This window comes from Burkholderia sp. LS-044, from assembly GCF_004803625.1.
Lineage (GTDB): Bacteria > Pseudomonadota > Gammaproteobacteria > Burkholderiales > Burkholderiaceae > Burkholderia > Burkholderia cepacia.
In genome coordinates this window covers 11,687-35,392 of sequence record NZ_SSWO01000031.1, presented here as the reverse complement: position 1 = coordinate 35,392, position 23,706 = coordinate 11,687, and the positions used below count along the sequence as shown (strand labels likewise).

Annotated in this window: 19 protein-coding genes; 16 read left to right on the top strand and 3 right to left on the bottom strand. The window is 67.3% G+C overall.

Annotation, left to right across the window (positions count from 1 at the left end):
- Positions 1 to 44: 44 nt before the first annotated feature.
- Positions 45 to 971 carry a D-amino acid aminotransferase gene (locus E9536_RS39930; protein WP_027789029.1) on the top strand — a complete coding sequence of 309 codons (927 nt, stop codon included), beginning with the start codon at positions 45 to 47 and terminating at the stop codon, positions 969 to 971.
- Entirely contained in the window at positions 971 to 1,279 is a 309-nt protein-coding gene (locus tag E9536_RS39925; protein WP_011353335.1) for a YbeD family protein, read from the top strand. The genes E9536_RS39930 and E9536_RS39925 overlap by 1 nt, the downstream gene beginning before the upstream one ends.
- Here the strand turns inward: E9536_RS39925 and E9536_RS39920 are convergent.
- Positions 1,263 to 2,249 (bottom strand): transcriptional regulator GcvA, encoded by a 987-nt coding sequence (locus tag E9536_RS39920; RefSeq protein WP_059697008.1) that lies wholly within the window; start codon positions 2,247 to 2,249, stop codon positions 1,263 to 1,265. The two genes, E9536_RS39925 and E9536_RS39920, sit on opposite strands and share 17 nt — an antisense overlap.
- Before the next feature lie 102 nt (positions 2,250 to 2,351).
- Between E9536_RS39920 and E9536_RS39915 the strand changes: the two genes are divergently transcribed.
- The 6 genes from E9536_RS39915 (at position 2,352) to E9536_RS39890 (ending at position 7,574) form a co-directional block, all read left to right on the top strand.
- Positions 2,352 to 2,678: a DUF2917 domain-containing protein gene (locus E9536_RS39915; RefSeq protein ID WP_059697016.1), complete on the top strand. Its 327-nt coding sequence runs from the start codon at positions 2,352 to 2,354 to the stop codon at positions 2,676 to 2,678.
- A gap of 83 nt (positions 2,679 to 2,761) precedes the next feature.
- Positions 2,762 to 3,520 carry a lipoyl(octanoyl) transferase LipB gene (lipB, locus tag E9536_RS39910; protein WP_027789031.1) on the top strand — a complete coding sequence of 253 codons (759 nt, stop codon included), beginning with the start codon at positions 2,762 to 2,764 and terminating at the stop codon, positions 3,518 to 3,520.
- Positions 3,513 to 4,505 (top strand): lipoyl synthase, encoded by a 993-nt coding sequence (gene lipA / locus E9536_RS39905; RefSeq protein ID WP_011886137.1) that lies wholly within the window; start codon positions 3,513 to 3,515, stop codon positions 4,503 to 4,505. Before lipB ends, lipA begins: the two co-directional genes overlap by 8 nt.
- Positions 4,506 to 4,756: 251 nt before the next feature.
- Complete coding sequence (tauA, locus tag E9536_RS39900) at positions 4,757 to 5,773, top strand: taurine ABC transporter substrate-binding protein (RefSeq protein WP_027789032.1); 1,017 nt, start codon at positions 4,757 to 4,759, stop codon at positions 5,771 to 5,773.
- Between the two features lie 38 nt (positions 5,774 to 5,811).
- Positions 5,812 to 6,609 carry an ATP-binding cassette domain-containing protein gene (locus E9536_RS39895; protein WP_048023884.1) on the top strand — a complete coding sequence of 266 codons (798 nt, stop codon included), beginning with the start codon at positions 5,812 to 5,814 and terminating at the stop codon, positions 6,607 to 6,609.
- Positions 6,609 to 7,574, top strand: a complete 966-nt coding sequence (locus tag E9536_RS39890) for an ABC transporter permease subunit (RefSeq protein ID WP_136473113.1) — start codon at positions 6,609 to 6,611, stop codon at positions 7,572 to 7,574. The genes E9536_RS39895 and E9536_RS39890 overlap by 1 nt, the downstream gene beginning before the upstream one ends.
- 51 nt (positions 7,575 to 7,625) lie before the next feature.
- Here the strand turns inward: E9536_RS39890 and ggt are convergent, their stop codons facing one another.
- On the bottom strand, positions 7,626 to 9,503 hold the full coding sequence (ggt, locus tag E9536_RS39885; RefSeq protein ID WP_049098519.1) for a gamma-glutamyltransferase: 1,878 nt from the start codon (positions 9,501 to 9,503) through the stop codon (positions 7,626 to 7,628).
- Positions 9,504 to 9,574: 71 nt separating this feature from the next.
- Positions 9,575 to 10,537 (bottom strand): LysR family transcriptional regulator, encoded by a 963-nt coding sequence (locus E9536_RS39880; protein ID WP_021157042.1) that lies wholly within the window; start codon positions 10,535 to 10,537, stop codon positions 9,575 to 9,577.
- Positions 10,538 to 10,787: 250 nt separating this feature from the next.
- Here E9536_RS39880 and E9536_RS39875 point away from each other — a divergent pair, with 250 nt between their 5' ends.
- The 8 genes from E9536_RS39875 (at position 10,788) to E9536_RS42455 (ending at position 23,677) form a co-directional block, all read left to right on the top strand.
- The gene (locus E9536_RS39875; protein WP_136473109.1) at positions 10,788 to 12,920 is read left to right on the top strand and encodes a 3-hydroxyacyl-CoA dehydrogenase NAD-binding domain-containing protein; all 2,133 of its coding nucleotides are present in this window, start codon (positions 10,788 to 10,790) and stop codon (positions 12,918 to 12,920) included.
- A gap of 29 nt (positions 12,921 to 12,949) precedes the next feature.
- Positions 12,950 to 14,158 carry an acyl-CoA dehydrogenase family protein gene (locus tag E9536_RS39870; protein ID WP_060083214.1) on the top strand — a complete coding sequence of 403 codons (1,209 nt, stop codon included), beginning with the start codon at positions 12,950 to 12,952 and terminating at the stop codon, positions 14,156 to 14,158.
- Between the two features lie 14 nt (positions 14,159 to 14,172).
- Positions 14,173 to 15,309 (top strand): acyl-CoA dehydrogenase family protein, encoded by a 1,137-nt coding sequence (locus E9536_RS39865; protein WP_136473107.1) that lies wholly within the window; start codon positions 14,173 to 14,175, stop codon positions 15,307 to 15,309.
- A 30-nt stretch (positions 15,310 to 15,339) separates the two neighbouring features.
- Positions 15,340 to 16,545: a CaiB/BaiF CoA-transferase family protein gene (locus E9536_RS39860; protein ID WP_136473105.1), complete on the top strand. Its 1,206-nt coding sequence runs from the start codon at positions 15,340 to 15,342 to the stop codon at positions 16,543 to 16,545.
- Between the two features lie 190 nt (positions 16,546 to 16,735).
- Complete coding sequence (locus E9536_RS39855) at positions 16,736 to 17,041, top strand: DUF485 domain-containing protein (RefSeq protein ID WP_021157047.1); 306 nt, start codon at positions 16,736 to 16,738, stop codon at positions 17,039 to 17,041.
- Between the two features lie 11 nt (positions 17,042 to 17,052).
- The gene (locus E9536_RS39850) at positions 17,053 to 18,747 is read left to right on the top strand and encodes a cation acetate symporter (protein WP_136473103.1); all 1,695 of its coding nucleotides are present in this window, start codon (positions 17,053 to 17,055) and stop codon (positions 18,745 to 18,747) included.
- A gap of 269 nt (positions 18,748 to 19,016) precedes the next feature.
- Positions 19,017 to 21,095: a type VI secretion system tip protein TssI/VgrG gene (gene tssI, locus E9536_RS39845; protein ID WP_136473101.1), complete on the top strand. Its 2,079-nt coding sequence runs from the start codon at positions 19,017 to 19,019 to the stop codon at positions 21,093 to 21,095.
- Positions 21,096 to 21,112: 17 nt separating this feature from the next.
- A complete protein-coding gene (locus E9536_RS42455) occupies positions 21,113 to 23,677 on the top strand; it encodes a peptidoglycan DD-metalloendopeptidase family protein (RefSeq protein ID WP_060348990.1) in 2,565 nt (854 codons plus the stop codon).
- Positions 23,678 to 23,706 lie beyond the last annotated feature (29 nt).

Genomic DNA, 23,706 nt, shown 5'->3' with positions numbered 1-23,706 from the left:
GACGGGCCTTTGTTTTCACGACTTCATCCCCATCTGTCATAGCCATGAGCCAAGCCGAATTCGAACCGATCGTCTACCTCAGCGTGTCGTCGCAGGAGGAAATGGTGCCGCTGTCGGAAGCCCGTGTACCGGTGCTCGACCGCGGGTTCATCTTCGGCGATGGCGTGTATGAGGTTGTCCCCGTTTATGCGCACGACGGCGCGCACGTGCCGTTCCGGATCGAGCAGCATCTGGCGCGGCTCGAGCGCAGCCTGAAGAAGATCGGCATCGCCAGCCCGCACGACGACGCGGGCTGGCGCGCGCTGATCGAGCGCGTCGTCGCGGCGAATGCCGAAGGGCTCGGCGACGGCAACGCGCTCGTCTACCTGCAGGTGACGCGCGGCGTCGCGAAGCGCGGCCACGCGTTCCCGGCGAACGCGGTGCCGACGGTGTTCGTGATGACGAGCCCGCTGCGCCTGCCGTCCGCCGACGAACGCGCGCAGGGCGTGCGCTGCGTGACGGCCGAGGACCGCCGCTGGCTGCATTGCGACATCAAGTCGATCTCGCTGCTCGGCAACGTGCTGATGGCGCAGCATGCTGCCGAACGCGATGCGTTCGAGACGCTGCAGCTGCGCGACGGCAACCTGACGGAAGGTTCGTCGTCGAACGTGTGGATCGTGAAGAACGGCGAGCTGCTCGCGCCGCCGCGCAGCAACAAGATCCTCGAAGGGATCCGCTACGCGCTGATCGAGGAGCTGGCCGACGAATGCAAGATCCCGTTCGTCGCGCGCGAGATCAGCGAAGTGGAATTGCGCGCGGCCGACGAGATCATGATCACGTCGGCCACGAAGGAAGTGCTGCCCGTCACGTCGCTCGACGATCTGCCCGTCCATGGCGGCAAGCCGGGCCCCGTATTCGCGGCGTTGTATGACGCGTACCAGCGTGCGAAGGCACGCGAGTTTGAACAGTTTGACCTAACCCGGAGAAAATGATGAGCGAACCGACCAAAACCATCGAGGTGACCGGCGCGATCGATACCCGGAAGGAGTCGCTGCTGGAGTTTCCGTGCGATTTCCCGATCAAGATCATGGGCAAGGCGCACCCCGAGTTCAAGGACACGATCTTCAAGGTCGTGGCCGTTCACGACAACGAGATCGACGTCGAGAAGATCGAGGAGCGCGCGTCGAGCGGCGGCAATTACACGGGCCTCACGATCACCGTGCGGGCGACCAGCCAGGAACAGCTCGACAACATCTACCGCGCACTGACCGGCCATCCGATGGTCAAGGTCGTACTTTAAGCGCCTTCCATCCTCCTTCCTGCGCGCACTCGGCGGGGGTCTTCCCCGCCGCGCGCCGCGCGTCCAGCTCGTCGCACAGCCGCTTGTATTCGGCGACTTCCTCGAGCAGCCAGGTCCTGAACGCCTGCACGCGCGGCGCGTTCAGCAGCGGCGGCGGACACACGAAAAAATAGTGCCACGGGCTCGGCCCGTCGATGTCGAACAGGCGCACGATGCGCCCGTCGAGCAGGTCGTGCACCGCGAGCGAGCGGCGCACGAGCGCGATGCCCTGGCCGTCGATCGCGGCCAGCAGCAGGTTCGACGAATCCTGGTACAGAATCCCCCGCTTCGGCTCGGTCAGCGTCTTGAGTCCGGCTGCGTCGAACCACGGCCGCCACAGCTCGTCGTCCGAGCGCAGCAGGTTGTAGTGCACGAGATCGGCGGGCGTTTGCGGCAGCTTGCCGCCGTTCAGCGTCGGCGCGCACGCCGGAAAGAACACTTCGTCGAACAGCGGCTCGACATGCAGCCCCGGATAACTGCCGTGGCCGAAGCGGATCGCGAGATCGACGTCGTCGCGCGCGAAATCGGTGAGCGAGTTGGTCGACTGCAGCTCGACGTCGATTTCCGGATGCCGTTCGATGAACGAACCGATTCGCGGCGTGATGAAGCGCGCGGCGAACGACGACAGCATCGACACCACGAGCCGCCGGTCGCGGTCGCTCGCGCGCACGTCGCGCGTCGCGTCGGCGATGACCATCAGCGCGGTGCGGATCTGCTGCGCGTAGCGCATGCCGGCGTCGGTCAGGCACAGCCGCTTGCCGTTGCGCGTGAACAGCTGCACGCCGAGCTCTTCCTCGAGCGCGCGCACCTGGTGGCTGACCGCGCCGTGCGTGACGTACAGCTCGTCGGCGGCGCGCGAGAAATTCTCGTGACGGGCGGCGGCTTCGAACGCGCGAATCGCGTTCAGCGCAGGCAGCTGGCGGAGGTCCATTTGCTAATTTTCCTCACATCGACGTGAAAATTGGTCGTTTTGTCGGACGCCTTGAAGTGACTACGATTGTAGCCATCGAAGCACTTATTGGCGGAGTCGATCATGCAAGAAATTTCTTCAAGCATCACGTTCGAAATCCCGATGGGCGAAACCGTGCCGTTGAAGGTACAACGCAGCACGCGGCTGGTGGTGCAGTGCGGCCCGGTGTGGGCGACGCGCAGCAACGACGTCGACGATTACTTCCTGGTCGACGGCGAGACGCTGAAGCTGCGCCGCGGCGAGCGGCTGTGGCTCAGCGCGGAAGGCCGGGAGGGCGCGCGCGTGGCGTTCTCGGTGTCGCGGCCGCCCCGGGAAGTCGCGCTCGGCGGGCTGGCACGGCTGCGCGAACGCGTGAGCGCGCTGCTCCACGACGGATGGCGCACCGTCTGACCATCATTTCCTCCGACGGATACCGGCGATCCGTCCCCCTCCGAGGCCGGCGAGACCGACGGGTTTTCGGTAAACTACCGCCCATGTCCGTTTCGCCGGTTTCCATCGTGTCCACGCCTGTTGCCGTTTCCGCATCGCCCGCCGGGTCCCCGGATCAGCCGGCCCCGCCGGTCACCGTGCGGTGGCGGGGCGTCGAGACTTACGAGACGAGCTTCGACGCGATGCGCGCGTTCACCGACACGCGCACGGCCGACACCGGCGACGAGATCTGGCTGGTCGAGCATCCGCCCGTCTACACGCTCGGCCAGGCCGGCGACCCGGCCCACCTGCTGGTGGCCGACAGCGGCGTGCCGCTCGTGAAGGTCGACCGCGGCGGGCAGATCACCTACCACGGCCCCGGCCAGATCGTCGCCTACCTGCTGCTGGACCTGCGCCGGCGCAAGCTGATGGTGCGCACGCTCGTGACGAAGATCGAGGAGGCCGTGATCGAAACCCTCGCGGCGTATAATCTCGCTTCGGTCCGCAAGGCGGGCGCGCCCGGGATCTACGTGGCGTCCGGCGCGCACGAGGGCGCGAAAATCGCGGCCCTCGGCCTGAAGATCCGCAACGGCTGCAGCTATCACGGGCTGAGCCTGAACGTGAAGATGGATCTGCGCCCGTTTCTTGCGATCAACCCGTGCGGCTATGCCGGACTGGAAACTGTCGACATGGCGAGCCTCGAGGTTGCCGCCGACTGGAACGACGTCGCCCATACGCTGGTGCGCCGTCTGATCGCCAACCTCGACGGCGCATCCGCGGCCGCCGACAAGCCGCAGGCACTGGAACAACATTCGAATGACTGACGTTACCGCTTCCCCCGCACCGGCCGATCCGGCCGCGACCCCTGCCTACGATCCGACCGCCAAGCAGAAGGCGCAGGCGAAGACGGCGCGCATCCCGATCAAGGTCATTCCGATCGAAAAGCTGAAGAAGCCCGAGTGGATCCGCGTGAAGGCGGCCACCGGCAGCTCGCGCTTCAACGAGATCAAGACGATCCTGCGCGAGCACAACCTGCATACGGTGTGCGAGGAAGCGAGCTGCCCGAACATCGGCGAATGCTTCGGCAAGGGCACCGCGACGTTCATGATCATGGGCGACAAGTGCACGCGCCGCTGCCCGTTCTGCGACGTCGGCCACGGCCGTCCCGATCCGCTCGACGCGGATGAACCGAAGAACCTCGCGCGCACGATCGCGGCGCTGAAGCTCAAGTACGTGGTGATCACGAGCGTCGACCGCGACGACCTGCGCGACGGCGGCGCCGCCCACTTCGTCGAGTGCATCCGCGAAACGCGCGCGCAGTCGCCGGACACGCGCATCGAGATCCTGACGCCGGACTTCCGCGGCCGTCTCGACCGCGCGATCTCGATCCTGAACGCCGCGCCGCCGGACGTGATGAACCACAACCTCGAAACGGTGCCGCGCCTGTACAAGGAAGCGCGCCCGGGTTCGGACTACGCGCACTCGCTGAAGCTCCTGAAGGACTTCAAGGCGCTGCATCCGGACGTCGCGACGAAGTCGGGCCTGATGGTCGGTCTCGGCGAGACCGAAGAGGAAATCCTGCAGGTGATGCGCGACCTGCGCGCGCACGACGTCGACATGCTGACGATCGGCCAGTACCTGCAGCCGTCCGAGCACCACCTGCCGGTGCGCGCGTACGTGCATCCCGATACGTTCAAGATGTACGAGGAAGAGGCGTACAAGATGGGCTTCACGCACGCGGCCGTCGGCGCGATGGTGCGGTCGAGCTATCACGCCGACCTGCAGGCGCATGGGGCAGGGGTGGTCTGAGCCCCCTTGCTTCGTCGACCTCTGACGAACCCGAAAAAAGCCCGCAGCGATGCGGGCTTTTTCGTTGGTGCGGCCGCCGCCCGCGCATTCGCACGGCAATCGCCACCCGACCGGACACGCAATCCGGTCGAGCATGGAAAGCAAAGCTGAAACAGCATCGATAGCTTCGCAGGATAAGTTCGCTCCCGCCGCGCGCAAAGCTCCTATAGTCGGCTCTCCCGCAGCAATGCCCGCATTCGAAGGAGAGCCGCATGTCCCGTTTCAGCTTCATCCGCCGCGCCGTCGTCGCGCTGACCGCCTTTGCCGCGCTGGGCGCGGCGCACGCCGAATCGCGCGAAGTCGTGATCGCGTACCAGGACATGGTCGTGCCGTGGCGCTATGCGCAGGCGAGCGGTGAAGTCGAAAAGGCGACCGGCTACAAGGTCACATTCCGCAAGCTCGACAGCGGCGCCGACGTGATCCGTGCGCTCGCATCGGGCTCCGTGCAGCTCGGCGAAGCCGGCTCGAGCCCGATCGCGGCCGGGCTGTCGCAGGGGCTCGACATCTCGCTGTTCTGGGTGCTCGACAACATCAACGACGCCGAGGCGCTCGTCGCGCGCAACGGCTCGGGCGTCACCAACATCGCCGCGCTGAAGGGCAAGAAGATCGGCGTGCCGTTCGTGTCGACGTCGCATTTCCATACGCTCGTCGCGCTGCAGGCCGCGGGCGTCAATCCGAACGACGTGAAGATCGTCAACCTGCGTCCGCCCGAAGTCGCGGCTGCGTGGGCGCGCGGCGACATCGACGCGACCTACATCTGGGATCCGGTGCTCGCGAAGGTCAAGCAGTCGGGCACCGTGCTCACGACGTCGGGCCAGGTTGCGAAGGAAAGCGGCAAGGCGACCTTCGACGGCTTCGTCGTGAGCCGCAAGTTCGCGCGCGAGAACCCTGAGTTCGTCACGCGCTTCGTGAAGGTGCTCGCGGCCGCCGATGCCGACTATCGCGCGCACGCTGCCGCGTGGAAGGTCGGCTCGCCGCAGGTCGCGGCGGTCGCGAAGGTGTCGGGCGCGAACGCGCAGGACGTACCGGCCAGCCTCGCGCTCTACGCGTTCCCGACGCCGGCCGAGCAGGCGTCGCCGACGTGGCTCGGCGGCGGTGCGCAGTCGGGCGCCGCGAAATCGCTCGCGGCCACGGCCACGTTCCTCAAATCGCAAGGCACGATCCAGACGGTGCTCGCCGACTACTCGGCCGGCGTCGATCCGCAGTTCGTGCAGAAGGCGGCGCGCTGAGCGCGGCCACTCAGCCCACCCGTCGCGGAGTCCTGAACATGAGCACGCTGGAAGTCCGTCAGGTATCGGTCGACTATCCGGGCGAACGCGGCCGGCCGACGACGCAGGCGCTCGCGCGCGTCGACCTGCGCATCGAGGCCGGTGAATTCGTCGTCGCGCTCGGCGCGTCCGGCTGCGGCAAGACAACGCTGCTGAACTGCATGGCCGGCTTCGTCGCGCCGACGACGGGCGACGTGCGCGTCGACGGCGTGCCGGTCACGGGCCCCGGCGCCGATCGCGGTGTCGTGTTCCAGAAATACGCGCTGCTGCCGTGGCTCGACGTGCTCGACAACGTCGCGCTCGGGCTGCGCTTCGCACGCGTGTCGAAGGCCGAACGCGAAGCGCGGGCGCGGGAGATGCTCGCGCTCGTCGGGCTCGACAGGCATGCGCATGCGCGCGTGTACGAGCTGTCGGGCGGGATGCAGCAGCGCGTCGGCATCGCGCGCGCGCTCGCGAGCGACCCGCGCGTGCTGCTGATGGACGAGCCGATGGGCGCGCTCGACGCGATGACGCGCGGCACGATGCAGGCGCTCGTGCTCGACGTATGGGCACGCACCGGCAAGACGGTGTTCTTCATTACGCACGATGTCGAGGAGGCGCTGTTTCTCGCGACGCGCCTCGTCGTGATGACGCCCGGCCCCGGCCGGATCGCGGAAACCTTCGAACTGCCGTTCGCGCGCCGCTACGTCGAATCGCGCGATGCGCGCGCGGTGAAGTCGTCACCGGATTTCATCGCATGGCGCGAACGGCTGATCGCGTACCTGCATCGCGACGAGGCCGCCGAGGCGGCGGCGTGATGCACGAACTCGCGCGACAGGGCGCGTCGGTCGGACGCGGTCGGATCAGCACCTTGCACAGGCAGGACAGCATGAGCACGCAGGATTCTTGGGCGGCCGATCGCACGGCCGCGGAGCCCGGGCAGGATCAACGCGCGATGCAACGGCGTCACGCGGCGCGTCCGGCTCGCGCATCGCAGCGCTACCGGCTGCCGGGGCAGGGGAAGACGGCCGGGCTGAGCGCGGCGACGGTCGCGGCACTGGCACTGCTGTGGTGGGTCGCGACCCATCGCCAGTGGCTGCCGCCGCTGTTCCTGCCCGCGCCGGAAGCTGTGTGGACGGCATTCGTCGACGCATGGCACGGCCGCATCCAGGGCGGCCTGCCGTTGTCCGAGCATTTGTTGTGGAGCGCCGCGCGGGTGTTCGGCGCGTTCCTGCTCGCGACCGCGATCGGTGTGCCGGCCGGCATCCTGATGGGCGTGAGCCGCATCGCGCGCGGCGTGCTCGATCCGCTGCTGGAGTTCTACCGGCCGCTGCCGCCGCTCGCGTACCTGCCGCTCGTCGTGATCTGGTTCGGCATCGACGAAACGGCGAAGCTCGTCGTGATCTTCCTCGCGTGCTTCGCGCCGATCGCGATGGCGGCCCGCGCCGGCGTGCGCGCGGCGACGGTCGAGCAGATCAATGCCGCGTATTCGCTCGGCGGCAGCTTCGCGCAGATCGTGCGCCACGTGGTGCTGCCGGCCGCGCTGCCGGAGATCCTCACCGGGCTGCGGATCGCGATCGGCTTCGGCTGGACGACGCTCGTCGCGGCCGAGATGGTCGCCGCGACAGCCGGGCTCGGGCAGATGGTGCTCAACGCATCGAGCTTCCTGCGCACCGATATCGTCGTGATGGGCATCCTGATCATCGGCGCGATCGCGTGGCTGTTCGACCTCGCGATGCGGTGGGTCGAGCGGCGGATCGTGCCGTGGAAGGGAAGGGGCTGATGCCACGCAGGCGCGCGGACGACGTCCGCGTGCCGCCACGGCCCGCCACCCTCACTCTCCCATCGCAATCCCTTCCCGCCGCGGATCCGCCCCGCCGAACCACACCGTCTGCCCCTGCACGTTCAGCCGCTGGATCCCCTGCAGCCCCGAGTTCATCTCGACCACCCGCACGTCGTGCCCGCGGCCCTTCAGCCCGTCGGCGAGCGCATCGGACACGCGGCCGCGTTCGAGTTGCGTCGGCCCGTTCATCGACCCGAAGTTCGGCAGCGCGATCGCCTGCTGCATCGTCATCCCCCAGTCGAGCACGCCGACCAGCGTCTTCGCGACGTGATTGATGATCGCGGGGCCGCCGGCCGAGCCGACGATCATCGTCACCTGCTTCGTCTTCTTGTCGAACACGAGCTCCGGCGACATCGCCGAGCGCGGGCGCTTGCCGGGCTGCACGCGGTTCGCGACCGGCCGGCCGTTGTCGTTCGACACGAACGAGAAATCGGTGAGCTGGTTGTTCAGCATGAAGCCGCGCACCATCAGCCGCGATCCGAACGCATCCTCGATGCTCGTCGTCATCGACAGCGCCTGGCCGTAGCGGTCGACGATCGCGATGTCGGACGTCGACGGCAACTCGGGGCTGCGGTCGTCGGCCATCGCGAGCGTCGCGCCCTGCGGCGTGCCGGCCTGCGCGACGCCCATGCTGCTGTCGCCGATCAGGTGCGCGCGCTGCGCGAGATAGGTCTTGTCGGTGAGGCTCGCCCAGCTGCCGCCCGGCAGCGGCACGAAATCGGGATCGGCGACATAGCGCGCGCGGTCCGCATATGCGAGCCGCCCGGCTTCGCTGAACAGGTGCGCGGCGAACGGCGTCGGCTCGTAGCCGACGTCGTTGCGCACCGGCTTCTGCGCGCCGATCTGCTGCCAGTCGGGCATCGCTTCGAGGATGCCGAGCATCTGCGCGATCGCGAGGCCGCCCGACGACGGCGGCGGCATCCCGCACACCACCGAGCGCCGGTAATCCGCGCACAGCGGCGCGCGCACCTTCGCCTTGTAGCGCGCGAGATCCTGGAGCGACAGCAGGCCCGGGTTGGTCGGGTGCCTGCGCACCTTCGTGACGATGTCGCGCGCGATCGCGCCGCTGTAGAACGCGTTCGCGCCGCGGTCGGCGACTTGCCGCAGCACGGTCGCGAGCGCGGGGTTCTTCAGCACCGTGCCGGCCGCCTTGGGCGTGCCGTCCGGGTTGTAGAAGTACGCGCGCGCGGCCGGGTCGTTCTTCAGGTACTTGTCGTTGGCGATCAGCGTCGCGAGCCGCGGGCTGATCGTGAAGCCGCGCTCGGCGAGCCGGATCGCGGGCTGGAACAGCCGGCGCCACGGCAGCTTGCCGTGTGCGCGGTGCGCGGCGTCGAGCATGCGCAGCACGCCCGGCGTGCCGACCGAGCGCCCGCCGACGACACCTTCGTAGAAGCTCATCGGCTGGCCGGTCGGCCCGTAGAACAGGCGGTCGGTCGCGGCGGCCGGCGCGGTTTCGCGGCCGTCGTACGCCTGCGTCGCCTTGCCGTCGAAGTACAGCAGGAACGCGCCGCCGCCGATTCCCGACGATTGCGGCTCGACGAGCGCGAGCACCATCTGCGTGGCGATCGCCGCGTCGATCGCGGTGCCGCCCGCCTTCAGCATGTCGTAGCCGGCCTGCGTCGCGAGCGGATTCGCGGCCGCGATCATGAAGTGCTGAGAGGTCCAGCCCGGCTTGTCGGTCCAGCCGGACGACAGCTCGGGCGCATGGACGCCGGGCAGCGGCACGGCGGCACCCGATGCGGCGGCGACGGGCACCACCGCGCCCGACGGCGGCGTGGACGGGGACGTGCAGCCGGCGTTGAACGCGACGAGCGCGACGGCGGCGAGCAGCGTCCAGGAGCGCGAATGCGGACGAATCCGGTCGAACATTGAACCCTCGGCAGCAGTGAATTCGAAGGAGGCGACGATGCCGGCGCAACGCGGCTGCCCGCCCCGGCGCGCTATTGTCGCCGCGCGGCCGGCGGGTTGTCACCCGACAGGAAACCCTGACGCATCGCGCCGGGCCCGCCCCGGCCGGTCTTTCCGGCCTGTTCGAGGATGAACTCTATGAACGTCGACGTCGCGCGCGTGTGGTGCCGGTTCGGCATGTAGAGCATGTACATGTGCGTGCCGAAGATGCTGAGCCGGTACGCGTCGAGCGACGTGACGACCGTGCCGCGCCGGATGTCGTCCTGCACCACGTAGTCGGGCACGATGCCGACGCCGATCCCGCCGAGGATCGCCTGCCGCAGGAACAGGAAGTTCTCCGAAATCAGCGTGGGCTCGAGCAGCACCTCGTGGCGCTCGTCGCCGAGATACGCGGCGATCCTGAGCTGCCGGCCCATCACCGTCGCGGTGACGACGGGGGAGGCCGACAACGCGCCGAGGCTCGCCGGCATCCCGTGCTCGGCCGCGAACGCGGCCGACGCGCACGCGACGTAGCGCACCGCGCCCATGTCGCGCGCGACGAGGTTCTGCGGCGGCTCGGGCATCACGCGCACCGCGATGTCGATTTCGTCGCGCATCAGGTCTTCCACGCGGTTCTCGAACACGACGTCGAGCACGATGCCCGGATGCAGCCGCTTGAACGCGAGCAGCCAGTCGGACATCACCATCTGCCCGTAGCCGCTCGGCACCGACAGCCGCACGCGGCCCTGGAGGTCCTGGCCGAGCGTCGTCACCGATTCCTGCGCGGCGAGCAGTTCGTTGCGGATGCGCCGCCCGTGCTCGTACAGCTTCAGCCCGATTTCGGTCGGCTCGATGCGCCGCGTCGTGCGCCGCACGAGCTGCTGGCCGATCGAGCGCTCGAGCTGGTTCAGCCGGTAGCTGACGTTCGCGCGGCTCATCTTGAGCCGCTGCGCGGCCTTGCTGAGATTGCCGGCGTCGAGGATCTCGACGAGCAGCGTCAGCGCGTTCAGGTCCATGCGTCGCGTCTCCTGATCCGTCCCGTTTAACGGTCGGAAAGCATTCAGTGTCAAGTCAGACTTGACAGCTTGTAAAAGCGGGAGGGAATTGTCAATGAATCTCGATCAATCGAGAATCGGGTCATGCCCGGCGTACGGCCGGATCTTGTCCCGCTTCGTGCGGGACCGGGGCAGGCGCCCCGGCGCCGCTCGCGTGGCCGCGAGCCACGAACCGGCGTCGACGCGCCTGCCGCCGCGTCAAGGAGACACGATGAACTCACCCGCTTCCCCCACCGGCCCGGCCGGCACCGTCACGCGCGAGCGGCGCGACAAGGTGCTCGTCGTCACGATCGACCACGCGCCCGTCAACGCGCTGTCCGCCGACGTGCGGCGCGGCCTCGCCGACGCGCTCGACGCCGCGCAGGCCGACGACGCGATCCGCGCGGTGCTGATCGTCGGCGCCGGCCGCAACTTCATCGCGGGCGCCGATATCCGCGAATTCGGCAAGCCGCCCGTGCCGCCGTCGCTGCCCGACGTGTGCGAGCGGATCGAGTCCAGCGCGAAGCCGGTCGTGGTCGCGCTGCACGGCGCGACGCTCGGCGGCGGCCTCGAAGTCGCGCTCGCCGCGCATTACCGGCTCGCGGTGCCCGGCGCGAAGCTCGGGCTGCCCGAAGTCACGCTCGGCCTGCTGCCCGGCGCGGGCGGCACGCAGCGCGCGCCGCGCCTGATCGGCGCGAAGGCCGCGCTCGACCTGATGCTGACGGGCCGCCACGCGAGCGCGGACGAAGCGCTCGCGCTCGGCCTCGTCGACCGCGTCGCACACAGCGACGACACGCTCGCCGAAGGCCTCGCCTACGCGCAGGAACTCGTATCGCTCGGCGCACCGGTGCGCCGCACGCGCGACGCGCAGGGGCTGGCCGACCGTGCGGCCGCGCAGGCCGCGATCGACGCGGCACGGGCCGATCTGCCGAAGAAGTCGCGCGGCCTCTTCTCGCCCGCGAAGATCGTCGACGCGGTCGAGGCCGCGCTCACGCAGTCGTTCGACGCGGGGATGAAGCTCGAACGCAGCCTGTTCCTGCAGTGCATCGACAGCCCGCAGCGCGCGGGCCTCGTGCACGCCTTCTTCGCGGAGCGTGAAGCGGCGAAGGTGCCCGAGGCACGTCGCGCGAGCGCGCGGCCGGTCGAGCGGATCGGCGTGGTCGGCGGCGGCACGATGGGCGCGGGCATCGCGGTCGCGGCGCTCGATGCCGGGCTGCCGGTGACGATGATCGAACGCGACGAAGCGTCGCTCGCGCGCGGCCGCGCGCACGTCGAGAAGGTGTACGACGGCCTCGTCGCGAAAGGGCGGATGACGCCGGCCGCGCACGCCGCGCGGCTCGCGCGTTTCAAGGGCAGCACGTCGTACGACGCGCTCGCCCAGGCCGACGTCGTGATCGAGGCCGTGTTCGAGGACATGGCCGTGAAAAAGGCCGTGTTCGCCGACCTCGCGCGCGCGTGCAAGCCGGGTGCGGTGCTCGCGACCAACACGTCGTATCTGGACATCGACGAGATCGCCGCGAGCATCGACCGGCCGGCCGACGTGATCGGCCTGCATTTCTTCTCGCCGGCCAACGTGATGAAGCTGCTCGAGATCGTCGTGCCGGCGCGTGTGAGCGCCGAAGTGGTCGCGACCGCGTTCGCGCTCGCGAAGCAGTTGAAGAAGACGCCGGTGCGCGCCGGCGTGTGCGACGGCTTCATCGGCAACCGGATCCTCGCCGTCTATCGCACGGCGGCCGACTACCTGATGGAAGACGGCGCGTCACCGTACCAGATCGACCGCGCGGTGCGCGAATTCGGCTTCCCGATGGGGCCGTTCCAGGTCGTCGACCTCGCCGGCGGCGACATCGGCTGGGCGACCCGCAAGCGCCGCGCGGCGACGCGCGACCCGCGCGCGCGCTACGTGGAGATTTCCGACCGGCTGTGCGAGCGCGGCTGGTTCGGGCAGAAGACGGCGCGCGGCTACTACCTGTATCCGGACGGCGCGCGCGTCGGCACGCCGGACCCGGAAGTCGAAGCGATCGTCGCGCAAGAGCGCGCGAAGAAGGGCATCGCACCGCGCACGTTTACCCACGACGAGATCATGCGCCGCTACCTCGCGGCGATGATCAACGAAGGCGCGAACGTCGTGCACGAGAAGATCGCGCTGCGCCCGCTCGACGTCGACGCGGTGTTCCTGTACGGCTACGGCTTCCCGCGTTATCGCGGCGGCCCGATGCATTACGCGGACACGGTCGGCCTCGCGAACGTGCTCGCCGATATCCGCGCGTTCGCGAAGGAAGATCCGCTGTTCTGGAAGCCGTCGCCGCTGCTCGTCGATCTCGTCGCGCGCGGCGCGGATTTCGCGAGCCTGAACCGCCTCGACTGAACGCCAACCCCATTCGCCACGGACTGACGATGGACCTCAATTTCACTCCCGAAGAGGAAGCCTTCCGCACGGAAGTGCAGCGCTTCCTGCAAGCCGAACTGCCCGGGCGCATCGCGCGCAAGGTGAAGGGCGGCCTGCATCTCACGCGCGACGACATGCGCGAATGGCACGCGATACTCAACGCGCGCGGCTGGCTCGCGAGCCACTGGCCGCGCGAGTACGGCGGCCCCGGCTGGAGCGTCGCGCAGAAGTTCCTGTTCGACAACGAGTGCGCGCTCGCGGGTGCGCCGCGCATCGTGCCGTTCGGCGTGAACATGCTCGGGCCCGTGCTGATCAAGTACGGCGACGAAGCGCAGAAGCGCCGTTGGCTGCCGCGCATTCTCGACGGCACCGACTGGTGGTGCCAGGGCTATTCGGAGCCGGGCGCCGGCTCCGATCTCGCGTCGGTGAAGACGAGCGCGGTGCGCGGGCTCGACGCGCAGGGCGAGCACTACATCGTGAACGGCCAGAAGACGTGGACCACGCTCGGCCACTACGCGAACATGATCTTCTGCCTCGTGCGCACCGCGACCGACGTGCGCAAGCAGGAAGGCATCAGCTTCCTGCTGATCGACATGAACACGCCGGGCGTCGAGGTCCGCCCGATCATCACGCTCGACGGCGAGCACGAAGTAAACGAGGTGTTCTTCACCGACGTGCGCGTGCCGGCGGAGAACCTCGTCGGCGAAGAGAACCGCGGCTGGACCTACGCGAAATACCTGCTCACGTACGAGCGCACCAACATCGCGGGAATCGGCTTCTCGACGGCCGCGCTCGACCGGCTGCGCGCGGTTGCCGCTAAGGTCACGAAGAACGGCCGGCCGCTCGCCGACGACCCGTTCTTCGCGGCGCGCATCGCGCGCGTTGAGATCGAACTCGAGAACATGCGCACGACCAACCTGCGCGTGCTGGCGGCGGTCGCGGGCGGCGGGGTGCCGGGCGCGGAAAGCTCGATGCTGAAGATTCGCGGCACGCAGATCCGCCAGGAGATCACCGCGCTGATGCGGCGTGCGATGGGGCCGTACGCGCAGCCGTTCGTCGAGGAGGCGCTCGATGCCGACTACGACGGCGAGCCGGTCGGCCCGGACGAAGCGGCGAGCGCCGCGCAGCAGTATTTCAACAACCGGAAGCTGTCGATCTTCGGCGGCTCGAACGAGATCCAGAAGAACATCATCGCGAAGATGATGCTCGGGCTGTAACGAGGAGCGCGACGATGGATTTCCAGCACACAGAAGACCGCCGGATGCTGGCGGACACGTTGAACCGCTTCATCGCCGAACAGTATGCGTTCCCGGTGCGAGACCGCATCGCGCAGTCGGCCGAGGGCTTCGATCGCGCGATGTGGCAGCGCTTTGCGGAACTCGGCACGGTCGGCGCGCTGTTCGCGGAAGCCGACGGCGGTTTCGGCGGCGCGGGCTTTGACATCGCCGTGGTGTTCGAATGCCTCGGGCGCGGGCTCGTCGTCGAGCCGTTCCTCGGCGCGCTGCTCGCGGGCCGCGCGCTGTCGCTCGCCGGCGGCGACGCGCATCGCGAGCGGCTCGCCGCGCTGATCGACGGCAGCGCGAGCGCCGCGTTCGCGCACGACGAGCCGGGCTCGCACTACGAACTGACGACCGTGCGCACGCGCGCCGAACGCTCGGGCGACGGCTGGGTGCTCACGGGCGCGAAGGGCGTCGTCGACCAGGCCGCGCAGGCGGCGTTCTTCGTCGTCAGCGCGCGCGTGTCCGGGCAGGACGACTACGCGGCCGGCATCGGCCTGTTCGTCGTACCGGCCGACGCGCCGGGCGTGTCGCTGCGCGACTACCGGAAGATCGACGGCGGCCGCGCGGCCGAAGTGCGCTTCGAGCGCGTCGTGCTGCCGGCCGATGCGGCGCTCGGCGCGCACGACGGCGAAGCGGGCGCCGAGTTGCTCGAACGCGTGCTCGGCTACGGGCTGCTCGCGCTGTCGGCGGAAGCGCTCGGCGCGATGGACGTCGCGAAGGAGCACACGCTCGAGTACCTGCGCACGCGCAAGCAGTTCGGGCTGCCGATCGGCAGTTTCCAGGCGCTGCAGCACCGGATGGCCGACCTGCTGCTCGAAGTCGAGCAGGCGCGCTCGGCCGTGATCAACGCGGCCGCGCAGCTCGATGCGCCGCGCGTGGTGCGCGAACGCGCGCTGGCCGCGGCGAAATTCAGCATCGGGCGGATCGGCACGCTCGTCGCCGAGGAGAGCATCCAGTTGCACGGCGGGATCGGGATGACATGGGAGCTGCCGCTGTCGCACTACGCGAAGCGCCTCGTGATGATCGATCACCAGCTCGGCGACGAGGATCACCATCTCGCGCGCTACATCGCGCTGTCGAAACAGTAAAGACGAACGACGCGAATGGAGGAGACAAGGATGACGAACGAATCGCGCGTTTTGCCGCTGGCCGGCGTGAAAGTGCTCGACTTCTCGCGCGTGCTCGCGGGGCCGTGGTGCGCGATGGTGCTCGCCGATTTCGGCGCGGAAGTGATCAAGGTCGAGCATCCGGCGCGCGGCGACGACACGCGCGACTGGGGCTTGAGGATCGGCGACACCGAAACGACCTACTTCAACAGCGTGAACCGCAGCAAGCGCTCGATCTGTCTCGACCTGCAGACCGACGAAGGGCGGCGGCTCGCGCGCGAGCTGGTCGCGCAGGCCGACGTGGTGCTTCACAACTTCAAGTTCGGCGGCGCGGAGAAACTCGGGCTCGGCTACGACGCGCTGGCCGAACTGAACCCGCGCCTCGTGCACTGCGCGATCTCCGGCTACGACCGCTCGGGCGCCGAGGCCGCGCGGCCAGGCTACGACCTCGTCGTGCAGGGCGAGGCCGGGCTGATGGCGCTGAACGGCGAAGCCGGCCAGCCGCCGCTGAAGTTCGGCGTCGCGGCGGTCGACCTGTTCACCGGCATGTATTCGGCGCAGGCGATCCTCGCGGCGCTGTACGAACGTCATGCGACGGGGCGCGGGCGGCGCATCGAGATGGCGCTGTTCGACTGCGGGCTGATGATCACCGCGTACTACGGGCTCGACGCGCTGCTGATGGGCGAGGACCCGCCGCGCTACGGCAACGCGCATCCGTCGATCGTGCCGTACGGCGTGTTCGACGCGGCCGACGGCCCGCTCGTGATCACGGTCGGCAACAACACGCAGTTCGCGCGCTTTTGCGACGCGATCGAGCGGCCCGACCTCGCCGCGGACGAACGCTACAAGACCAACCTCGGCCGCTCGGAGAACCGCGCCGACCTGCTTCCCGAGATTCGTCGCGAACTCGCGCGCCGTTCGCGCGCGACTTTGCTCGCGGCGCTGGCCGACGCGGGCATTCCGTGCGGCGAAGTGCTCGGGCTGCACGAAGCGCTGAAGTCGGAACGTGCGACGAGCGCGGGGCTCGTGACGCGGCAGCCGCATCCGGTCGCGGGCGGCGTCGACGTGCTGGCGCCGCCGTACCGGTTCGACGGCGCGCGGCTGCCGGTGCGCGGCGCGCCGCCGGTGCTCGGCGCCGATACGGACGCGGTGCTCGGCGGCTGGCTCGGGCTGTCGGCCGACGAGGTCGCGCGGCTGCGTGCGGATCGCGTCGTGTAATTCGATTTGCCGCCACGGCGCGGGCGGGGGAGTCGACGCGCGCCGACCATTCCACACAACACCCTCGCAATGACGAGTTGGTTTGCCCTGCGGGGGCCTGAGTAGGCGCTGAAGCGCCAACTCAGGTCGACCGCGAAGCATGGGACCCGAGTAAGCGCTAAAGCGCTAACTCGGGTCGACAGGAGACACCATGGAGCTTTCCTTCATCGAATCGGTCACGGCGCGCCGCGACTACCAGCAGCTCGTGCGGGCGCGGCGCCGTTTCAGCTTCACGCTGACGGCACTGATGATCGCCACGTACTACGGCTTCATCCTGCTCGTCGCGCTCGCGCCGCACGTGCTCGCGGCGCCGCTGTATCGCGGCGCGACGACGACGGTCGGGATCGCCGCGGGCGTCGCGATCATCCTGGTCGCGATCGGGCTGACCGCGTGTTACGTGCTGCGCGCGAACCGTGCGTTCGACCGCCGCGTCGACGCGCTCCTGCAGCGTTCGTGAAGGAGGCCGACATGCGACGCATCTCGATCGCGCTCCGCGCGCTTGCCGTTCCCGCGGCCCTCGTGTCCTCCGCCGCGCATGCGGTATCGGTCGCGGGCCCGATGCCCGACAAGGTCGAACTGAATCCGGTCGCGATCGGGATGTTCTTCGCGTTCGTGTTCGCGACGCTCGCGCTCACGCGCTGGGCCGCGCGCCGCACGCGCTCGACGCGCGACTTCTACACGGCCGGCGGCGGCATCACCGGGCTGCAGAACGGGCTCGCGATCGCGGGCGACTACATGTCGGCCGCGTCGTTCCTCGGGCTGTCGGGGATGGTGTTCATGTTCGGCTTCGACGGGCTCATCTACTCGATCGGCTTTCTCGTCGGCTGGCCGTTCGTGATGTTCCTGATCGCCGAACCGCTGCGCAATCTCGGCAAGTTCACGTTCGTCGACGTCGTTGCGTACCGCTTCGCACAGCGGCCGATCCGGCTGCTGACGTCCGCGAATTCGCTGACCATCGTCGTGCTGTACCTCGTCGTGCAGATGGTCGGCGCGGGCAAGCTGATCCAGCTGCTGTTCGGGCTGTCGTACGGCACGGCCGAGCTGATCGTCGGCGTGCTGATGGTCGTCTACGTGTTCTTCGGCGGGATGACCGCGACCACCTGGGTGCAGGTGATCAAGGCCGTGCTGCTGCTGTGCGGCGCGACGCTGCTCGTCCTGCTCGCGCTCGCCGAATTCGGCTTCAGCGTCGACGAGATGTTCCGCCGCGCGGTGGCCGTGCATCCGGGCGCGCTGTCGATCATGGGCCCCGGCAAGCTGATCCGCGATCCCGCCAACGCGCTGTCGCTCGGTATCGCGCTGATGTTCGGCACGGCCGGCTTCCCGCACATCCTGATGCGCTTCTTCACGGTGCCGAACGCGAAGGAGGCGCGCAAGTCGGTGCTCTATGCGACCGGCTTCATCGGCTACTTCTACCTGCTGACCTTCGTGATCGGCTTCTCGGCGATCGTGCTGCTCGCGCAGCATCCGGAATTCTTCAAGCTGGGCGCCGACGGTTCCTTCAACCTGACGCACGACCTGCTCGGCGGCTCGAACATGGTCGCGGTGAAGCTCGCGCAGGCGGTCGGCGGGAACTGGTTCTACGGGTTCATCGCGGCGGTCACGTTCGCGACGATCCTCGCGGTGGTCGCGGGCCTCACGCTCGCCGGCGCGACGACGATCTCGCATGACCTGTACGCGCAGATGTGGGCGCGCGGCAAGCCCGACGAGCGCCTCGAGATGCGTATCTCGCGCGCGGCGACGATTGCGTTGTCGGCGGTCGCGATCGGGCTGTCGATCCTGTTCGAGCACGTGAACGTCGCGTTCATGGTCGGCCTCGTCGCGGCGGTGGCCGCGAGCGCGAATTTCCCGGTGCTCGCGATGTCGATCTTCTGGCGCGGGATGACGACGCGCGGCGCGGTGCTCGGCGGCGGCCTCGGCCTCGTGTCGGCGGTCACGCTTACGGTGTTGTCGAAGTCGGTGTGGGTCGACGTGCTGCATCACGCGCATGCGGCGGTGTTCCTCGATAACCCCGCGCTCGTGTCGGTGCCGCTCGCGTTCGTCGGGATCGTCGTCGGCTCGCTCGCGGATCGCGGCGAGCGTGCGCGGCGCGAGCGCGCAGCGTTCGCGCAGCAGGAGTTTTATGCGCAGACGGGGGTGCTGGCGGGCGAGGCCGTGCGGCACTGATTCGTGGTTGAGGGCAGTGAAACTCCGAGGATCGAGATCTTTCGGAGTTTCGCTTTTTTGGGGCGAGGCGCAGAGGTAATCGCCAGTAGCGGCGAAATTTGCGACAAGGTGGCCGGGGCAGTCTGGCTCGGTCGCGGATAGGACCAAGGTAACCCGCGGATATGGTGGGGGCCAGGTCGGGGGAAAGCGCTATTTTCGGATTCGTCCAATAGACGGGGATCTCGCAATAGTTAATCGTTGCCGCTGGGCGTTCAGCGAGCAGCTTAACTATGGCTATCCAATCTGACCTGCGCTTTACCTTCACCGCTGGCAACGAATCATTCGAGGTCGTCGAGTTCACCCTGCACGAGGGCCTGTCCGAGACCTTTCTCTTGCAGGTTGAATTGGCCAGCGCGAATCCCGCCATCGACTTTGGCGAGGTGCTCGATCGTAGCGGCCTGCTCACGATTTGGCAGGGCGGGCAGCCGGTGCGTTACGTGCATGGCGCCATCTCGTCGTTTGTTCAGCGTGATACGGGATTTCGACGCACTCGCTATTCCGCCGTGGTCGAGCCGCGCCTGGCACGCCTGAAACTGTCCTCCGACTGGCGCATTTTCCAGACCCTGAGCGTGCCGGAGATCGCCACGGCCGTGCTCAAGGCACACCATCAAACGCTGGACTACGAGCAGCGTGTCACCAGCGAGCATCTGGCGCGCGAGTATTGCGTGCAGGCAGGCGACACCGACTACGATTTCATCGAACGTATCTTGCGCGAGGAAGGCTTCTTCTACGCCTTCCAGCACAAGGCCGATGGGCATCGGTTGATCCACTGCGACCGGCTGTTCATCTTCGGCCGGCAGCAGGGGGAGCCGGTGCTGTATAACCCGACGCCCGGCGGCGACCAGCCGCAGCCCAGTTTGCGCACCTTCGCCTATACGGAGAACGTGCGTACCGCACGCCAAGTGCAGCGCGACTACACGTTCAAGAGTCCACGCTATCCGCACGAGTACCCGCGCGAGGGGACGGACCTCGATCATCAGGGCCGCGGCTACGCGCGCTACGACTATCCGGGCCGCTACAAGCATGAAGCCAGCGGCAAGGCCTTCACGCAGGAACGCCTGCGTGGTCACCGTCGCGACGCGCGTATCGCGTGGGTGAACGGCGATGATGCGCGCCTGCAACCCGGCATCGCGTTCGATCTTACCGGCCACTCGCGCGAGGACATGAACCGCGGCTGGCGTCCGGTGAGCCTCGTGCATCACGGCAAGCAATACACCAGCCAGGCGGAGGAGGGCGCTGACGCGCAACAAGGCACGCACTACCGCTACGAAGCGGCGCTGGTGCCCGACGATGCCGAGTGGCGCGCCGAGCCGCTGCCGCGCCCGCGCATTGACGGCCCGCAGCCGGCAACCGTGGTGGGTCCGGAAGGCGAAGAGATCTACACCGACGCGTACGGCCGGGTGAAGGTGCAGTTCCCGTGGGATCGCGAGGGCAAGTACGACGAGCACAGCTCGTGCTGGATCCAGGTCGCACAGAACTGGGCCGGCGCGACCTGGGGCCACATGGCGATCCCGCGCATCGGGCAGGAAGTGATCGTGGTCAACCTGGATGGCGATCCGGACCAGCCTCTCATCATCGGGCGGGCGTACAACCGCTTGCAGTTGCCGCCGTACGAACTGCCGCGGCACAAAACGCGGATGACGATCAAGAGCCAGACGCACAAGGGCGAGGGCTACAACGAACTGCGCTTCGAGGACGAGAAGGATCAAGAGGAAATCTACGTCCACGCGCAGAAGGACCAGAACATCCACGTCAATCACGACGAAACCACGTTCGTCGGCAACGACCGCAGCGAGCAGGTGGAACACGACGAAACCATCGCCATCGGTAACGACCGCAAGGAGACGGTCGGCCATGACGAGCAGGTCACCATCGGGCAGGACCGTCGCCACGATATCGGCCAGGACGACTTCTTGACCATCGGCCGCAACCACACGATCCACACGGGCAAGGACCGTACCGAGGAAGTCGGCAACCATCGTCGCGACAAGACGGCGGCTAACCACACGATGGATATCGGCGGACATCTGACGCAGCGCGTGCAGGGGCGTGCCGAGTTGGAGGCGGGGCAGGCCATTCGGCATCGCACCAAGGTCGTTGAGTTGCAAGCCGGCGAGGTAATCCGCCTGCGCGGCCCCGGCGGCACGATCACGCTGGACGATTGCGGCATCACCCTCGACGCCGTGGCGATACGGTTCAAGGGCCCGCTGACAGGCGACAGCATTGGTCGTGGCAATCGCTTCGGCATCGACGGCAACCTGCTGCCGGGCGAGCCCACCGATCCGACTGACCTGCCGCTCTCCGAGTAACCTCCAGGAACCCACCTATGCTCATCAGCTTTCCTTTCTTGCGCGTGCCCAAACCGCGGACCGCCGACGACCAGAACGACGGGACATTCGGCCTGGGGGAAAAGAGCGGCAAAGGCGCCTTCCCCGTCAGTCACCAGTTCGGCTGGCACGGTGGCGTGCATCTAGAGGCGCCGGGCGGCGACGCGAATCCGGAGCCGGTGCGTGCAATCGCCGATGGCGAAATCGTGTACGCGCGCCCCAGCGCCCCTAAACCGAAGACCACGCCCACCGGCGAAGAACGCGACGCCAACCCTCTTTACTACTACGCCGGCTGGACCAGCAACGGCGTCGTCATCCTCAAGCACCGAACCGAAATCGGCGAGGGTGTCGAGGTGGTGTTCTATTCGATCTACCAGCACCTGAGCGCTGTGGCGAAGGCGGACTGGAAGAGCGGAGACAAGGTGTATCGCAAGGACCCCATCGGCAAGGCCGGCGACATCTATGGCAAGTCCAACCGTATCCACTTCGAAATCGTCGCAGACAAAGCGAACGTGGAGCGGTTAATGGGGCGTAGCGAAGGCAAACTGGAGGTCGCCGAGGGGCGGCGCAGCTGTGTCTGGGGCGACATGCACATCGTGGTTCCCGCCGGCGCGCCCCTGTACTCGGTCAATCCTCGTACCGAAATCCGGAAATATGTGGTGCGGGCCTTCAACTCCACCGTGGGTGCGGCTAACGACACGCTCGAAAGCGTCGCGCAACGCTTCCGCACAACGCCGGCGCGCATTCTCGCGCTCAATGGCAAGACAGAGGCGCAGGCCGGCACGTGGTGGCCGAAAGTCACCGGCGCATACCAAGTTGCGATGGCGTCAGCCACGAAGCCGCTCCCACTACCCACGGACGCGCAACGCACTATCCGGATACCTGCGGTCTACGGGGGCGCGGCCGCGACGCCACCCGATGACCTGACCGCCGAGGTGTGGGCGCAGTGGACCGTGCGACCGATCGGCCGAACAAAGGAAGCACTGATCGTTACCCTAAGCGAGGCGCGCGGCGATATTACCGTGACCACGCGTGATATCGGCGGCGCGCGCAGGGGGACCGAATCTGAGGCCAAAGGGGGCTACAACCTTTACAAGACTGCGGTGGACACCTACCCGGGATGCCCCAGCGCCGGCTACGAGATGCTGCGCTTCGGACGCATCCTTGGGCCCGACGCGCCTGCTGCCTCGGACCTGCACGAGGGCCGCCTGCCGCACTTCCGCAAGATCGCCCTCGACGGGAACGCGACCGCCTTCGTCGACCTCAACTGCGCGGGTGTCAAGGTGTACAGCGACGCCGACTTTCCCCACTGGCAGGGCTGGACCTTTATCGATGACGATACCGACGGCAATAGCCGCTGCGACTCGACGCAATTGCTCGAACTGATCGAGCCCCGCTCCCCAACGCAGCACCCCGTCCCGGACTCGCCTGGCTCCGGCGAAGTGGCGCAAGGCGCTGCCCCCGCCATCGACGCCGCTACCGAATATCGTGGTCGACTGATTCGCGCCTACGCTAAAGCGCAGACCGGCGAAATGCGCGAGCGCTTGAGCTACTGCGTGGTCAAGATGCCCTCCGAGTGGGCGCGCGATGACTTCGACAAGCGCTGGGACTGGCTGAAAGGTGTCGAAGGGCAGAACCCGATCGCCAATATCCTGTTCCCGATGTGTCTGGGCGACCCGGCGTATGAAAGGCTCAAGCGCCATCACCATGCCTTGGCGTTTTGGGAGGACGCGGTGGCGAAAGGGCTGACACTCGAGAAGGAGCACTATCACGTTCATCCGATGAAGTTTATCGACGTTTTCAAGAAATGCGGGTGGCTTTGTAAAACTGAGCTGGCAAGAGCATTGCCGAATGCAAGAAGCGCTGACGTTGACCGCTTTCTGATCCCGATAAATTTCTGCATGCGGAAGTATCTAGGGGAAAGTCCTATCCGTAGAAGTCATTTCATAGGGCAAATGGCGCACGAAACTGGCAGCCTGTCAGGCACGATGGCTGAGAAAGGAAATTCCTCTGCAAGTCGCCAATACGAAACGGATGCTGATTATTTCCGTGGGCCAGATGGTTATTTGAAATTTTTGGCCAGTCAAGGCTATGAAAAAATAAATAATGACTTGGGTAATGAGTACTCCCCAAGCGGGACTGGCGATGGAATTAAATTTCGAGGGCGAGGCAGCCTGCAAATTACCGGGCGGGCGAACTATGCCAGCTACTGGGTTTACCGTGGTTGGTTGCACGCCACATCGTTTGACGCGAGTTGGTGGAGTGTCAATGGTTGGTGGAGCACTCCGAGGCTATCAACAATACGCCCGGCCGTGATAAATAATCCGCAGAGGATTTCGGCCCGCCAATCGGGAAATGAATACAACCCCATCGATGTTGGTGGGATGTTCTGGATGGGTAAAAAGATTAGCCCTGCATGTGATCCTGAAAGCCCCGATACAATCTCTGCGGTGACTTCAGATGCCGTGTCCATGAAGATCAATCGCTACGATATCCCTACGTTCCCGGCAAGGCGAGCACGGGTTGAGACGGCAAAGAAGGTTATTTGCGATGCACTTCAGTGATGCGGAGAATTTGTTGCGAATTGGGATGT

Coding starts and splice junctions, on each gene's coding strand:
- E9536_RS39930 (WP_027789029.1), top strand. CDS start 45: ATGAGCCAAGCCGAATTCGAACCGATCGTCTACCTCAGCGTGTCGTCG.
- E9536_RS39925 (WP_011353335.1), top strand. CDS start 971: ATGAGCGAACCGACCAAAACCATCGAGGTGACCGGCGCGATCGATACC.
- E9536_RS39920 (WP_059697008.1), bottom strand. CDS start 2,249: ATGGACCTCCGCCAGCTGCCTGCGCTGAACGCGATTCGCGCGTTCGAA.
- E9536_RS39915 (WP_059697016.1), top strand. CDS start 2,352: ATGCAAGAAATTTCTTCAAGCATCACGTTCGAAATCCCGATGGGCGAA.
- lipB (WP_027789031.1), top strand. CDS start 2,762: ATGTCCGTTTCGCCGGTTTCCATCGTGTCCACGCCTGTTGCCGTTTCC.
- lipA (WP_011886137.1), top strand. CDS start 3,513: ATGACTGACGTTACCGCTTCCCCCGCACCGGCCGATCCGGCCGCGACC.
- tauA (WP_027789032.1), top strand. CDS start 4,757: ATGTCCCGTTTCAGCTTCATCCGCCGCGCCGTCGTCGCGCTGACCGCC.
- E9536_RS39895 (WP_048023884.1), top strand. CDS start 5,812: ATGAGCACGCTGGAAGTCCGTCAGGTATCGGTCGACTATCCGGGCGAA.
- E9536_RS39890 (WP_136473113.1), top strand. CDS start 6,609: ATGCACGAACTCGCGCGACAGGGCGCGTCGGTCGGACGCGGTCGGATC.
- ggt (WP_049098519.1), bottom strand. CDS start 9,503: ATGTTCGACCGGATTCGTCCGCATTCGCGCTCCTGGACGCTGCTCGCC.
- E9536_RS39880 (WP_021157042.1), bottom strand. CDS start 10,537: ATGGACCTGAACGCGCTGACGCTGCTCGTCGAGATCCTCGACGCCGGC.
- E9536_RS39875 (WP_136473109.1), top strand. CDS start 10,788: ATGAACTCACCCGCTTCCCCCACCGGCCCGGCCGGCACCGTCACGCGC.
- E9536_RS39870 (WP_060083214.1), top strand. CDS start 12,950: ATGGACCTCAATTTCACTCCCGAAGAGGAAGCCTTCCGCACGGAAGTG.
- E9536_RS39865 (WP_136473107.1), top strand. CDS start 14,173: ATGGATTTCCAGCACACAGAAGACCGCCGGATGCTGGCGGACACGTTG.
- E9536_RS39860 (WP_136473105.1), top strand. CDS start 15,340: ATGACGAACGAATCGCGCGTTTTGCCGCTGGCCGGCGTGAAAGTGCTC.
- E9536_RS39855 (WP_021157047.1), top strand. CDS start 16,736: ATGGAGCTTTCCTTCATCGAATCGGTCACGGCGCGCCGCGACTACCAG.
- E9536_RS39850 (WP_136473103.1), top strand. CDS start 17,053: ATGCGACGCATCTCGATCGCGCTCCGCGCGCTTGCCGTTCCCGCGGCC.
- tssI (WP_136473101.1), top strand. CDS start 19,017: ATGGCTATCCAATCTGACCTGCGCTTTACCTTCACCGCTGGCAACGAA.
- E9536_RS42455 (WP_060348990.1), top strand. CDS start 21,113: ATGCTCATCAGCTTTCCTTTCTTGCGCGTGCCCAAACCGCGGACCGCC.